At 35.0% G+C, this 14,934-nt stretch carries 13 protein-coding genes; 9 read left to right on the forward strand and 4 right to left on the reverse strand.

From position 1 onward, the window contains the following. Window positions 1-299 precede the first annotated feature (299 nt). The 4 genes from tsaD to tsaE are packed head-to-tail and all read right to left on the reverse strand — an operon-like array spanning window position 300 to window position 2,862. Entirely contained in the window at window positions 300-1,328 is a 1,029-nt protein-coding gene (gene tsaD, locus KA883_RS13340) for a tRNA (adenosine(37)-N6)-threonylcarbamoyltransferase complex transferase subunit TsaD (protein ID WP_046206528.1), read from the reverse strand. After that, window positions 1,321-1,746 (reverse strand): ribosomal protein S18-alanine N-acetyltransferase, encoded by a 426-nt coding sequence (gene rimI, locus KA883_RS13345; RefSeq protein WP_438873269.1) that lies wholly within the window; start codon window positions 1,744-1,746, stop codon window positions 1,321-1,323. Before rimI ends, tsaD begins: the two co-directional genes overlap by 8 nt. Before the next feature lie 11 nt (window positions 1,747-1,757). Continuing rightward, window positions 1,758-2,420: a tRNA (adenosine(37)-N6)-threonylcarbamoyltransferase complex dimerization subunit type 1 TsaB gene (gene tsaB, locus KA883_RS13350; RefSeq protein ID WP_046206530.1), complete on the reverse strand. Its 663-nt coding sequence runs from the start codon at window positions 2,418-2,420 to the stop codon at window positions 1,758-1,760. Further along, complete coding sequence (gene tsaE / locus KA883_RS13355; protein WP_046206531.1) at window positions 2,401-2,862, reverse strand: tRNA (adenosine(37)-N6)-threonylcarbamoyltransferase complex ATPase subunit type 1 TsaE; 462 nt, start codon at window positions 2,860-2,862, stop codon at window positions 2,401-2,403. The genes tsaB and tsaE overlap by 20 nt, the downstream gene beginning before the upstream one ends. A gap of 612 nt (window positions 2,863-3,474) precedes the next feature. Between tsaE and ilvD the strand changes: the two genes are divergently transcribed. The 9 genes from ilvD to ilvA all read left to right on the forward strand — a co-directional run bounded on the left by ilvD (window position 3,475) and on the right by ilvA (window position 14,443). After that, entirely contained in the window at window positions 3,475-5,163 is a 1,689-nt protein-coding gene (ilvD, locus tag KA883_RS13360; protein WP_064210000.1) for a dihydroxy-acid dehydratase, read from the forward strand. Between the two features lie 12 nt (window positions 5,164-5,175). After that, complete coding sequence (gene ilvB / locus KA883_RS13365; RefSeq protein WP_070039243.1) at window positions 5,176-6,966, forward strand: biosynthetic-type acetolactate synthase large subunit; 1,791 nt, start codon at window positions 5,176-5,178, stop codon at window positions 6,964-6,966. Beyond that, window positions 6,963-7,436, forward strand: coding sequence for an acetolactate synthase small subunit (gene ilvN / locus KA883_RS13370; RefSeq protein ID WP_046206534.1), 474 nt, complete (start codon window positions 6,963-6,965; stop codon window positions 7,434-7,436). The genes ilvB and ilvN overlap by 4 nt, the downstream gene beginning before the upstream one ends. 44 nt (window positions 7,437-7,480) lie before the next feature. After that, on the forward strand, window positions 7,481-8,485 hold the full coding sequence (gene ilvC, locus KA883_RS13375; protein WP_046206535.1) for a ketol-acid reductoisomerase: 1,005 nt from the start codon (window positions 7,481-7,483) through the stop codon (window positions 8,483-8,485). A 124-nt stretch (window positions 8,486-8,609) separates the two neighbouring features. Next, window positions 8,610-10,145, forward strand: a complete 1,536-nt coding sequence (locus KA883_RS13380; protein ID WP_210140019.1) for a 2-isopropylmalate synthase — start codon at window positions 8,610-8,612, stop codon at window positions 10,143-10,145. Further along, complete coding sequence (gene leuB / locus KA883_RS13385; protein WP_046206537.1) at window positions 10,142-11,182, forward strand: 3-isopropylmalate dehydrogenase; 1,041 nt, start codon at window positions 10,142-10,144, stop codon at window positions 11,180-11,182. The genes KA883_RS13380 and leuB overlap by 4 nt, the downstream gene beginning before the upstream one ends. Before the next feature lie 17 nt (window positions 11,183-11,199). Beyond that, the gene (gene leuC / locus KA883_RS13390; RefSeq protein WP_070039235.1) at window positions 11,200-12,570 is read left to right on the forward strand and encodes a 3-isopropylmalate dehydratase large subunit; all 1,371 of its coding nucleotides are present in this window, start codon (window positions 11,200-11,202) and stop codon (window positions 12,568-12,570) included. 1 nt (window position 12,571) lies between these two features. Next, a complete protein-coding gene (gene leuD, locus KA883_RS13395; protein ID WP_046206539.1) occupies window positions 12,572-13,147 on the forward strand; it encodes a 3-isopropylmalate dehydratase small subunit in 576 nt (191 codons plus the stop codon). A 27-nt stretch (window positions 13,148-13,174) separates the two neighbouring features. After that, on the forward strand, window positions 13,175-14,443 hold the full coding sequence (gene ilvA / locus KA883_RS13400) for a threonine ammonia-lyase IlvA (RefSeq protein WP_046206540.1): 1,269 nt from the start codon (window positions 13,175-13,177) through the stop codon (window positions 14,441-14,443). Window positions 14,444-14,934: the final 491 nt, after the last annotated feature.

A 14,934-nucleotide genomic window follows, 5' to 3' on the forward strand; every position in this document is an offset into this window, starting at 1 on the left:
TAAATTTACATTATTCTATATAGTATGACTACACATTAAAATATATACCCCTTTTTTAATATTTAAACATTTGAACTTAATAATATTTATAATGTACATATTTTTTTATTTAACGAAATACATAGCATTAAACTTTTAAAAAAGAAGTAGAAACATCAAACATTGATTTAATATTCCTACTTCCTAATTTCATATATAATTAATCTAAGCTGTATCCATTTTTATAGAGATAATATCATATTAAGTTAATATTACACTAAATGAAGTGATTACATTTTTAAATGTTCATCCTATCAAGTTTAATTGTTTATTGAAAATTGCTCTATATCCATATCATTAAATCCATTTAACGACATGTCACCAACAAATCCAGCTTGATATAAATAATGTGCTGCAGCACCAATCATAGCAGCATTATCTGTACAAAGTTTTGGGCTCGGTATTCGCAAATTAATCTCATGTTGCTTACAGGATTTATCAAGCGCTGCTCTTAAACCTTTATTACTGGCGACACCACCCGCAATAATTAACTGTTTCACATCATATGCCTCACAAGCTGACACTGCTTTGCCAACTAAAACTTCGACAACACTATTTTGAAAACTCGTTGCTACATCTTCAGGTTTTATTTCAACTCCTTTTTGTCGTAAATTATGCAATTTATTTATGACTGCACTTTTTAATCCACTAAAACTAAAATCGTAACTATTAGCCTCTAACCAAACTCTCGGGAAATTATAGCTATCTTGACCTTTTGCAGCTAATCGATCAACTTGTGGCCCACCTGGATAGCCTAAACCAATCGTTCTCGCTACTTTATCATAGGCTTCGCCAACAGCATCATCTCTAGTTTCTCCTATGACTTCAAAATTCAAATGATCTTTCATGTATACTAGTTCAGTATGCCCACCTGACACGATTAATGCTATTAAAGGAAATTGTAATGGTTGTTCTAAATGATTCGCATAAATATGTCCTGCAATATGATGTACAGGTATCAATGGTTTATTGTAAGCAAAAGCTAACGCCTTAGCTGCATTAATGCCTACTAACAATGCACCTATGAGTCCAGGACCCTGAGTTACCGCTACTGCATCTATATCTTCCATGGATACATTTGCTTCATATAATGCTTGATCAATTGTCGTTGTAATACCTTCAACGTGGTGCCGGCTAGCGACCTCAGGTACCACACCTCCAAATCGCTTATGACTTTCAATTTGACTCAATACAATATTACTTAAAATTTCTGTGCCTTGCTTAATAATGCTTACACTTGTTTCGTCACAACTTGACTCAACTGCTAAAATCAATGTTTGATTACTCATTTAAATTCACCCACATCACTATTGCATCCTCACCTTCACCATAATAGTTCTTACGTTTGCCTCCGAATTGGAATCCCAAATTTGTATACACATGTTGTGCCACCACATTATCTATACGAACCTCTAAACTCATAATTTCACATTTGGTTTGTACATAATTTATCGCGTATTTTAATAATAATTGTCCTAATCCATAGCCTCTATATGATTCATCTATCGCAACTGTTGTAATCTGCGCTTGATCTATCACTATCCAAATGCCAATATAACCAATAATCACATTATTAAACTCAATTATAAAATAATGTGCAAACTCATTCTGTTCTATTTCATGATAAAAAGCATCGATTGTCCAACTACTGTCGTTAAAACTATTTCTTTCAATATCAAATACTTGAGGTACATCCTTCATAGTCATCAAGCGTATATTTAGTTCTTTTTCTGTTGGTTTAACCAATTTCTTTCGGCCTCTGACAATTTAATATAATTGGGTTTAAATTGATGTATATCTTCAGTAGTTTCAACTAAATGCTTCATATATTTTGCTTTTGGTATATTAGGTATGCAATCACTATCTAATAAATCTTTTACTTTTTCAGTGTCTATGCCAACAAATACATATGGTTTTCCCATTCTATGTAATAAGTTGAGAAGTTCTTGTATTGGTAAATATTGATCTTCTTCTACTTGGAGCAATTGATTTCCATTATATCGATAAACTCCAGTGTATACTGCTTCTCTACGTGCATCAAATATCGGCACCAAAAGTCGTTCATCGTCTTGAACAGTTGCAGCTAACGCTTTTAGCGAAGAAACACCATATAGTTCAGCATTCAATGCATAGGCCAAAGTTTTAGCAACCGTTACGCCAATTCTAAGTCCAGTATAAGAGCCAGGTCCTTGCGCGACAATAATCGCATTTATTTCTTCTTTTGCAATTCCACTCTCATGAAACAACTGTTGAATCGCCGGCATTAACTGAGTAGAATGATTTTGCTTCACGTTAGTATTGATTTCACCTAGTACTACATTATTTTGCATAACTGCAACAGACAACGGTTGATTAGATGTATCAATCAACAGATAAATCATGTTCAACGGCCTCCTTTAACGTTTTGTAATGTTGACCTACTGCTTTCATTTCTATATTTCTTGTCGTTTCATTTATGGTTTTAATATTTATAGTTAGGTGATTATTTGGTAAAAATGATTCGATAAATTCACTCCACTCAATCAATGTGACAGCTTGATCTTCAAAATATTCATCAAATCCCAAATCTTCTTCACTATCTTCTAATCTATAGCAATCCATATGATGTAACTTAAATGCATTTCCTTGATAAGATTTAATGATGTTAAACGTTGGAGAATTTATATTGCGTTTTACGCCCATAGCTTTACCAATAAATTGCGTTAATGTTGTCTTACCAGCACCTAAATCACCATTTAATAAAATAATATCCCCTGCAGATAAATGTTTCGCTAACAATTTTGCAAAATGTTCCATACTTTCTAAATCATTTATTTTAATCATATGTCTCTCCTTTTTTAACGACACTTCCAAATCGATTGGATTAGTGTCGCATATGCTTGTGCATCGCTCAAGTATTTCTATTTACTTCCAAATCAATAATGATGGATAAAAAATGTTTTAAATTCACTAACATTAAAAGTGACTACTTTCATATTGATTTTTATCAGCACTAAATGATCATCTATTACTTTAATACTTTATTATCATTAAATTAACTACTATAGTTTAACAAATTTTTTCTTATTTTACTTCAAACTAAAACAAGTTCCAACATTTTGAAATTATTTGAATTGATAGAAAATTCAAAAAATCATTGACAGCACAAGTTCAATATAGTAAATTTAATTTATCGAATTTTTAGACAATTCAATTTAACACATTAACAGATAAACCATTCTAACGGAAAGGAGCATAATAAGATGACCAAATATACAATGCAATACCAACCAACAACTTCAAATATTTTAGTCATTTTATTATGCTATTAGGACTGGAACTTTAGTAAAGAATCTACTAAATGTTTAAGTCCTATTTCTAGTTGAATGGGACTTGAAAGCGTCCCAATTATTTATTGGGACGCTTTTTTATTTTCAAATTTATGGGGGAATTAATATGAGAAGCGATATGATCAAAAAAGGAGATCATCAAGCTCCAGCAAGAAGCCTTTTGCATGCAACAGGTGCTTTAGAAAAACCAACAGATATGAATAAGCCTTTCGTAGCTATATGTAATTCATATATCGACATTGTACCAGGACACGTTCACCTAAGAGAATTAGCTGACATTGCTAAAGAAGCAATTCGAGAAGCAGGTGCCATCCCCTTTGAATTTGACACAATCGGTGTAGATGATGGTATTGCAATGGGACATATTGGAATGAGATATTCACTGCCATCTAGAGAAATTATTGCCGATGCTGCAGAAACAGTTATCAATGCACACTGGTTTGATGGTGTCTTTTACATACCGAACTGTGACAAGATTACACCTGGCATGTTACTAGCAGCTGTAAGAACCAATGTTCCAGCTATTTTCTGTTCAGGTGGACCTATGAAAGCAGGTTTATCATCACAAGGTAAAGCATTAACACTTTCTTCAATGTTTGAAGCAGTTGGAGCATTTAAAGATGGTTCAATTTCAAAAGATGAGTTTTTAGATATGGAACAAAATGCTTGCCCTACTTGTGGTTCATGTTCTGGTATGTTTACAGCAAATTCAATGAATTGTTTAATGGAGGTCTTAGGCTTAGCTCTCCCATATAACGGTACAGCCCTAGCAGTAAGTGACCAACGTAGAGAAATGATTAGAGAAGCAGCATTTAAACTTGTTGATAATATCAAAAATGACATTAAACCAAGAGATATTGTTACTAAAGAAGCAATTGATGACGCATTTGCTTTAGACATGGCTATGGGGGGATCTACCAATACAGTACTACACACATTAGCGATTGCAAATGAAGCTGGCATTGATTATGACTTATCAAGAATAAATGAAATTGCGAAAAAAACGCCTTATTTGTCAAAAATAGCACCAAGTTCTTCCTATTCTATGCATGATGTACATGAAGCTGGTGGCGTTCCAGCTATCATTAACGAATTATTTAAAAAAGAAGGTACACTTCATCCAGACAGAATTACAGCCACAGGTAAAACACTTCGTGAAAATAACGAACACAAAGAGATATTAAATAGTGATGTAATCAGACACCTTGATAATCCATACGATAAACAAGGTGGCCTTTCAATCCTTTATGGTAATTTAGCTCCTAAAGGTGCGGTCATCAAAGTCGGTGGTGTTGATCCTTCAATTAAAGTCTTTAAAGGAAAAGCAATTTGTTTTGATTCACATGATGAAGCAGTTGAAGCAATTGACAATCACGTAGTACGTGAAGGTCATGTGGTTGTAATTAGGTATGAAGGCCCTAAAGGTGGACCAGGAATGCCGGAAATGTTGGCCCCTACATCATCTATTGTAGGAAGAGGGTTAGGTAAAGACGTTGCATTAATCACTGATGGTAGATTTTCCGGAGCAACACGAGGTATTGCTGTTGGTCATATTTCACCAGAAGCTGCGGCGGGTGGACCTATCGCTTTAATTGAAAACAATGACGATATCACAATTGATTTAACAAACAGAACATTAAATGTAGAAGTTACAGACGAAGTATTAGAATCTAGAAAGCAAAACTTGAAACCATTTAAAGCAAAAGTGAAAACAGGTTATCTTGCACGCTATACAGCATTAGTAACGAGTGCTAATACTGGTGGTATTATGCAAGTACCTGAAGATCTCATTTAAGGAGTGAGTATGATGTCTAAACAAACTGAAATACTTGAATATGAAAAATCAGAAAATTTAGATTATTTTGAAACAGCAGAAGCAATTGAGCCCGAAGTTGAATTAGAAAAAGAAACAATTGATGAAATGAAATCTGGTTCAGAATTATTAGTAGATTCACTTGTAAATGAAGATGTAGATTTTATATTTGGTTACCCTGGTGGTGCTGTACTTCCACTATATGACACATTTTATGATGGGAAAATTAAACACATACTAGCGAGACATGAACAAGGTGCTTCACACGCTGCTGAGGGTTATGCGCGTGTTTCTGGAAAAACTGGTGTCGTTGTCGTTACAAGTGGTCCTGGAGCAACAAATGCAATCACTGGTATTGCTGATGCTTATAGTGATTCACTACCGCTTGTCGTTATCACAGGTCAAGTTGCAACAGCGGGTATAGGGAAAGATGCTTTCCAAGAAGCAGACTTGCTTTCAATGACTACACCGATAACTAAACATAATTATCAGATTAAAAATGTAAATGAAATACCTAAAATAATCCATGAGGCATTTCACGTAGCAAACTCAGGAAGAAAAGGACCAGTCGTTATTGACTTCCCAAAAGATATGGGAATCTTATCTACTAACGCAGAAGTTTCAAACGAATTGAACCTACCTGGTTATTCAGTTCCTAATCAACCAGACAAAACAGAAATTCAAAAATTACGTGATTATTTAAAATCTTCTAAAAAACCTGTGGTTTTATCAGGAGCTGGTGTAAATCACGCTAAGGCTAATGAAGTTTTCACTGAATTTGTTACACGACATCAATTGCCTGTAGTTAGTACTTTATTGGGGTTAGGTGCCATACCATATGAAAATCCCCTATTTTTAGGTATGGGGGGAATGCACGGATCATACGCAAGCAATATGGCATTAACAGATTGTGATTTGCTTATAAACTTTGGCAGTCGTTTTGATGACAGACTTGCAAGTAAACCAGATGAATTTGCACCTAATGCAAAAATTGTTCATATCGACATTGATCCATCAGAAATAAATAAAATAATCAAAGTTGATTTAGGTATTGTTGCAGATTGTAAAGCAACTTTAGAAGCATTACTTGAATTCGACAGCTATTCAATCAACCATGATGACTGGTTAGAAACATGCTTTAACAATAAAGCAGAGCAACCTTTTGCATACAAAGAAGATCCAGATGGTACATTTTCAAAACCACAGCGTACTATTGAATATATAGGAGAAATTACTAAAGGTGACGCAGTTGTTACAACTGATGTCGGTCAACATCAAATGTGGGTTGCCCAATATTATCCATTTAAAAATCACGGTCAATTAGTTACGAGTGGTGGCTTAGGAACAATGGGCTTTGGCATACCTGCAGCAATAGGGGCAAAATTAGCTGAACCTGATAAAACAGTCGTAGCTTTTGTTGGCGACGGTGGTTTCCAAATGACCAATCAAGAGTTAGCAATACTAGAAGAATACGATTTAGACATAAAAGTTGTAATTATAAATAACGGCACGTTAGGTATGGTTAAACAATGGCAAGATAAATTCTTTAACAAACGTTTCTCTCATTCCGTATTTAATGGACAACCTGATTTCTTAAAATTGGGAGAAGCATACAATGTGAAAGGTTTCCTTATCGATGATCCAACACATTTAGAAGAACAACTAGACGCTGCTTTTGAACACAAAGGGCCTGCTCTCATTGATGTTCGTATCTCACCTATCGAACCTGTTAATCCAATGGTGCCTAGCGGTAAAGCTAATTATGAGATGGAGGGATTATTATGAGACGCACATTTAGAACAAAAGTTTTAGATAAAGCTGGTACTTTAAATAGATTAACGAGTATCTTTGTTCGCAGGCAATTTAACATTGTCACGTTATCAGTTACTCCAACGAGAGAAGATGGCGTTTCTAATATCACATTTGTAGCGGAAGTCCCAGATTCAGATGTTTTAAGAAACTTAATTAGCCAATTGGAAAAACAAATAAATATTATTGATGTAGAAGACATCACTGATACAAACACTTACAACAGAGAATTAGTGCTTGTGAAATTAGAAACACCAAGTAACCATCAAGATTTACAAAAAGTAATTAAACCTTATGATGCGCTAGTCTCTATTTTAAAAAATGAGGATCCTTACACCTATCTTCAAGCCTCAGGTCCACAATATACAATGGATAATTTATTAGATGATCTATCATCATATAACATTGAACAAGTTTCAAGAACTGGTTCAGCCGGTTTAGTTTAAAACACAATTCATCAAACTATATTTAAAACATGGAGGATTTTATTATGACAACAGTTTATTATGACCAATCAGTAACGAAAGATGCATTACAAGGTAAAAAAGTAGCCATCATCGGCTATGGTTCACAAGGACATGCACATGCGCAAAACCTAAAAGATAACGGCTATGACGTGATTATTGGCATCAGACCAGGTCGTTCATTTGACAAAGCAAAAGATGATGGTTTCGAAGTATATCCTGTAAATGAGGCAGCAAAACAGGCTGATGTCATCATGGTATTATTACCAGATGAAATTCAAGGACAAGTATATAATGAAGAAATTGAACCTAATTTAGAGCCAAATAATGCACTTGTTTTCGCACATGGCTTTAATATTCACTTTAATGTTATTCAACCACCTGAAACAGTAGATGTATTTTTAGTAGCACCAAAAGGGCCTGGACATTTAGTTAGACGTACTTTCACAGAAGGTAGCGCCGTACCCGCCCTATTTGCAGTTGAACAAGATGCAAGTGGTGAAGCAACTGATTTAGCACTAAGTTACGCAAAAGGTATTGGTGCAACTCGTGCTGGGGTTTTAGAAACATCATTTAAAGAAGAAACCGAGACAGATTTATTCGGTGAACAAGCAGTACTTTGTGGTGGTACAACAAAACTAATTCAATCTGGTTTTGAAACATTAGTTGAAGCTGGTTATCAACCAGAAATTGCTTACTTTGAAGTTTTACATGAAATGAAATTAATTGTTGATTTAATGTATGAAGGTGGCATGGAAAACATGCGCTATTCAATCTCAAATACAGCTGAATTTGGAGACTATGTATCAGGACCACGCGTAATCACTCCAGATGTTAAAGATAATATGAAAGCAGTACTTAACGATATTCAACAAGGAAACTTCAGCGATCGTTTCATCAAAGATAACGAAAATAATTTTGAAGAATTCCATAAACTACGTGAAGAACAACATGGACATCAAATTGAAGCGGTTGGTAGAGACCTACGTGAGATGATGCCATTTATTAAATCCAAGAGTATTGAAAAATAATTAGTTTTATGGTGATGCCTGAAGAATCAAGAGAAGTCCCCTACTTTAATTTTTAAGACAATTTTAGATTCTTCGGCTCATTCATCATATTGAACTAAAATCTATTTATTAGGAGATGTTTAAAATGACTAGCCATATTCAAATTTTTGATACGACACTAAGAGACGGAGAACAAACGCCAGGCGTAAACTTTTCCTTCGATGAACGCTTAAAAATTGCTAAACAACTTGAAAAATGGGGTGTTGATATCATCGAAGCTGGTTTCCCTGCTTCAAGTTCAGGTAGTTTTAAATCCGTAGAAGCGATTTCTAAAACATTAACAACCACTGCTGTTTGTGGCTTAGCACGTTGTGTCAAAAAAGATATTGATGCAGTGTATCAATCAACAAAAGAGGCAGTAAAACCTAGAATACATGTGTTCTTAGCAACTAGCCCTATTCACCGTGACTCAAAACTCATGATGTCCAAAGAAGAAGTGTTAGCATCAATCAAAGAGCATGTTGCTTATGCTACAGAATATTTTGACGTCGTTCAATTTTCACCAGAAGATGCTACAAGAACGGAACTACCTTTCTTAATCGAATGTGTTCAAACTGCAGTTGATGCGGGAGCAAGGGTCATCAATATACCTGATACAGTTGGATTCAGCTATCCTACAGAATATGGCAAAATTTTTAAAACACTCCAAGAAAGCATTAAAACAAATCATGAAGTTATTTATAGTGCACACTGTCACGATGACTTAGGCTTAGCTGTTGCAAATAGTATGTCTGCAATTGAAAATGGTGCAAAACGCATTGAAGGTACTTTAAATGGTATTGGTGAACGTGCAGGTAACACAGCCCTTGAGGAAGTTGCACTTGGCCTATACGTTCGACAAGATCATTATGGTAATCAAACACAAATAAATCTCGAAGAAACTAAAAATACATCTGATTTAATAGCACGATATGCAGGTATTCGAGTCCCAAGAAATAAAGCTATTGTCGGACAAAACGCTTTTAGTCACGAATCAGGTATTCATCAAGATGGTGTTCTTAAAAACCCTGAAACTTATGAGATAATGACACCACAATTAGTAGGCGTCAAAACAACTGAACTACCGCTCGGTAAATTATCTGGTAAACACGCTTTTTCAGAAAAATTAGTTGCATTGGGGTATGATGTGGATGCTGAAGAACAAAAAGAACTATTTAAGCAATTTAAAACAATTGCTGATAAGAAAAAGTCTGTTACTGACAGGGATATACACGCTTTAATTCAAGGAACTGAACATGAACAAAATGCCATCTATAAAGTTGAAGCTCTGCAACTACAATTCGTCTCAAATGGACTACAAAGTGCTGTCGTAGTAATTCAAGATAAAGATGGAAATACGTATCAAGATTCAAGTATTGGTACTGGATCAATTGTTTCTGTATATAATGCAGTAGATCGAATTTTCAATCGCAAAACTGAACTTATAGACTATCGTATTGAATCTGTAACTGAAGGTACTGATGCACAAGCAGAAGTACATGTCCAAATTAAAATTGGAGATCAAATCGTTACTGGTGTAGGTATTGATCATGACATCTTATTAGCATCATGTAAATCATATGTTGAAGCACATGCTAAATACGTTTCTAATTCAGAAGTGAAAGAAGGTATTCACTCATGAGTTATAAGATTGTAGCACTTCCCGGGGATGGGATTGGACCGGAAATTTTAAATGGTTCACTAGAAATTCTTTCACAACTGAGTAATATCTATAATTTCAACTATGAAATAGAAACGCATGATTTCGGAGGTATTGCTATAGATAATCATGGTACGCCACTACCTGATACGACGCTAAGTGCTTGTAAACAAGCAGACGCAATTCTATTGGGTGCTGTCGGTGGTCCAAGATGGATAGACCCTAATAATAGACCTGAACAAGGTCTGCTTGGTATTCGAAAAGCTTTAGGTCTATTTGCTAATATTCGCCCCACTACAGTAACGAGTGGTACCAGTCACTTATCACCTATTAAAAAAGAGCGTGTAGCTGGTACAGATTTTATTTTAGTAAGAGAGTTAACAGGTGGTATTTACTTTGGTGAACCAAAACATTGGAATGAGGATAAAGCTTTAGATTCCTTAACTTATACACGTACAGAAATAGAACGAATTGCAAGAGTTGCTTTTGATTTAGCTCAAAATCGTCGCAAAAAATTAACTTCTGTAGATAAGGAAAATGTACTTTCTTCCAGTAAATTATGGAGAAATGTAATAAATGATGTATCTAAAGACTATCCAGATGTTGAAGTTAATCATTTACTTGTAGATGCTTGTGCAATGCACATCATTACAAATCCTTCTCAATTTGACGTCATTGTAACAGAAAATTTATTTGGAGATATATTAAGTGATGAGGCATCTGTAATTCCTGGCTCGCTTGGTCTTTCACCATCAGCTAGTTTTAGTGAAAAAGGACCAAGACTTTATGAACCCATTCATGGTTCTGCACCTGATATTGCAAATAAAGATATAGCAAATCCATTCGGTATGCTTTTATCAGTGGTTATGTGTTTAAGAGAAAGTCTTAATGCACCAGAGGCTGCTCATAGATTAGAATCAGTTATTTATCAACTTATCGAAGATGAAAAAACAACTCAAGATCTCAATGGTAAGTATAAAACAACTGATATTTTTAAATTCATTAAACAAAATCTTTAAAAAGGAGGAGATGTCATATGGGTAAAACACTATTTGACAAAGTTTGGAATAAGCATGTCTTAACCGGTAAAGAAGGTGACCCACAATTATTATATATAGACCTACATCTTATACACGAAGTCACATCTCCTCAAGCTTTTGAAGGACTTAGACTACAAAATAGAAAGCTGCGCAGACCTGATTTAACCTATGCGACGCTGGACCATAACGTTCCAACAGTTGATATTTTTAATATTAAAGATGAAATTGCTAATAAACAAATAACAACGCTTCAAAAAAATGCCAAAGAATTTGATGTGCATATTTTTGATATGGGTTCTGACGAACAAGGTATCGTGCATATGGTTGGTCCTGAAACTGGACTGACACAACCTGGAAAAACAATCGTATGCGGAGACTCTCATACAGCTACACATGGTGCTTTTGGTGCTATTGCATTTGGTATTGGAACTAGTGAAGTCGAACATGTTTTTGCAACACAAACACTATGGCAAACAAAGCCAAAAAATTTAAAAATTGATGTTACTGGTAAACTACCTACAGGCGTATATGCAAAAGATATTATTTTACATCTTATTAACCAATATGGTGTTGATTTTGGTACTGGATATGCACTTGAGTTTTCAGGTGAAACTATTCGTAGTCTATCAATGGAAGCAAGAATGACGATTTGTAATATGGCGATCGAAGCTGGTGCAAAGTATGGGATGATGGCGCCTGATGAAACTACATTTGAATATGTAAAAGGAAGACCTTATGCAACAAACTTTGCATATGATGTAGATGAATGGCGTGAACTTTACACTGATGATGATGCAAATTTTGATAAAATCATACGACTTGATGTTTCTGATTTAGAACCACAAGTTACCTGGGGTACTAGCCCTGAAATGGGTGTTAGCTTTAATACACCATTTCCTGAAATTAATGATGTTAATGATGAACGGGCCTATAACTATATGGGACTAAAACCTGGCCAAAAAGCAGAAGATATTGATTTAGGTTATGTATTTTTAGGTTCTTGTACGAATGCTCGACTATCTGATCTAATAGAAGCAAGCCATATTGTAAAAGGAAATCAAGTGCATCCTAATATTACAGCAATCGTCGTTCCTGGTTCTAGAACAGTAAAGATAGAAGCAGAAAAATTAGGTCTTGATAAAGTGTTTAAAAATGCTGGATTTGAATGGAGAGAACCTGGTTGTTCAATGTGTCTTGGTATGAACCCTGACCAAGTACCTGCTGGAGTGCATTGTGCATCAACAAGTAATCGTAACTTTGAAGGACGCCAAGGCAAAGGGGCTCGAACACACTTAGTCTCCCCTGCTATGGCAGCTGCTGCAGCCATTAACGGGAAGTTTGTAGACGTAAGAAAGGTGGTTGTATAATATGGAAATCCAACCTATCACAACCTATACTGGTAAAGTTGTTCCATTATTTCATGATAATATTGATACTGACCAAATCATACCAAAAGTACATTTAAAACGAATTTCTAAATCTGGTTTTGGACCTTTTGCTTTTGATGAATGGCGCTACTTAGAGGATGGATCCGACAATCCAGATTTCAATCCAAATAAGCCAGAATACCAAGATGCCACGATTTTAGTAACTGGGGATAATTTTGGTTGTGGTTCGAGCCGTGAACATGCAGCTTGGGCAATTAAGGATTATGGTTTTGATATTATTATTGCTGGTAGTTATAGTGATATCTTTTATATGAACTGTACTAAAAATGCGATGTTACCTATCGTATTAAATGAAGAAGAACGTCAATACATTGCCAAAGCAGGTAAAGTCACTGTTGATTTACCTAATCAAACTGTGACTGCGAATGATAAAACATTTCACTTTGATATTGATGAAACGTGGAAAAATAAACTTGTTAATGGACTTGATGACATTGCTGTAACACTACAATTCGAAAATGAAATTCAAGCATATGAAACGTCAAAAGCTTTTTAACGAAACTTAAATAAAGGTGTGAAATTTATGGCTGTCAAAACAACTGTTTCTTCAAAAGATATAGATGAAGCTTTCTTACAATTGAAAGATGTTGTTAAAGAAACTCCTTTGCAAAAGGATCATTACTTATCGCTTAAATACGATTGTGATGTCTATTTAAAAAGAGAAGACTTACAATGGGTTCGATCTTTTAAATTAAGAGGTGCTTATAACGCAATTATAGCGTTAAATGAAAATGATAGACAAAACGGAATTACATGTGCAAGTGCAGGTAATCATGCACAAGGTGTTGCTTACACTGCCAACAAACTTAATTTAAATGCTGTTATATTTATGCCAGTAACTACACCTCTTCAAAAGATAAATCAGGTGAAATTTTTTGGTGGTAGTAACGCTGAAGTTGTGCTTACCGGCGATACATTTGATGATTGTCTAAAAGAGGCACTTACGTATACTCAAGATAATAAAATGAATTTCATCGATCCATTTAATAACATTTATACAATCGCTGGCCAAGGTACGTTAGCTAAAGAAATTTTAAAACAATCTAAAGAGGATAACATTCAATTTGATTATTTATTCGCAGCTATAGGCGGTGGTGGGTTAATTTCAGGGGTAGGCACTTACTTCAAAGAACATTCACCACAAACTTCTATCATTGGCGTAGAACCTGCCGGTGCGAGTAGTATGTATGCCTCTGTTGTACTAGAAAATCAAATAGTAACGTTACCTGAAATTGATAAATTTGTGGATGGTGCATCTGTAGCAAAAGTCGGTGAAATCACATATGATATTGCCAAAAATGTAGTAGATGACTATATTCAAGTACATGAAGGCGCTGTTTGTTCAACGATCTTGGACATGTATTCTAAACAAGCAATTATTGCGGAACCTGCTGGTGCTTTAAGTGTTTCAGCATTAGAACAATATCGTTCAGAAATTAAAGGTAAGACAGTTGTTTGTGTTGTAAGTGGCGGCAACAATGATATCAACCGTATGAAAGAAATCGAAGAACGTTCTTTATTATTTGAAGAAATGAAACATTACTTCATTCTCAACTTCCCACAAAGACCTGGCGCATTAAGAGAATTTGTAAATGACGTACTTGGACCAAAGGATGATATTACTAAATTTGAGTACCTTAAGAAAAGTTCTCAAAATACAGGAACTGTCATCATCGGCATACAATTAAATAACCATCAAGATTTAGATAACTTAAAGTCGAATGTCAATGAATTCGATCCTTCCAATATCTATATTAACGAAAACAAAATGCTTTATTCACTATTAATTTAAAAGTCTAGCTTATGCTAGACTTTTATTTTATATAAAGTACCACTTACAGTTCTTCGAACTGGAAGTTAAGCTCCTTTTACGTAAATAAAAAAGACCCTTCCGGGTCTTGATTGCCTGTAAAGTCACACTTCTTAATTTTAATTTTTACGTTTCACACTTATATATCTTATAAATTTATATGTTATTGGAATAGTGTGACTTATACATGAGCTTTAGCTCATGTATTCCTCTTTACCTACTCTTGCGGAACATAAGTCAGCTACCTTCGGCGCTAAGCAGCTTTCCTGACTTCAGACAAGCGCTCGCATCTTTCCTCAGTTTCACGCTTTCCTCACTCACTTACCGCTTGTAAGCTCATTTCGTCTCTCGTTTACTTCGTCAGCTTCAAACGCTTTCTTTTGTCAGTTTACAGTTCTTCGAACTGGAAGTTAAGCTCCTTTTACGTAAAAAAAAGACCCTTTCGGGTCTTGATTGCCTGGCAACGTCCTACT

The sequence above is a fragment of the Staphylococcus sp. GDY8P54P genome (genome assembly GCF_017892645.1).
In the GTDB taxonomy this organism is placed as follows: domain Bacteria; phylum Bacillota; class Bacilli; order Staphylococcales; family Staphylococcaceae; genus Staphylococcus; species Staphylococcus ureilyticus.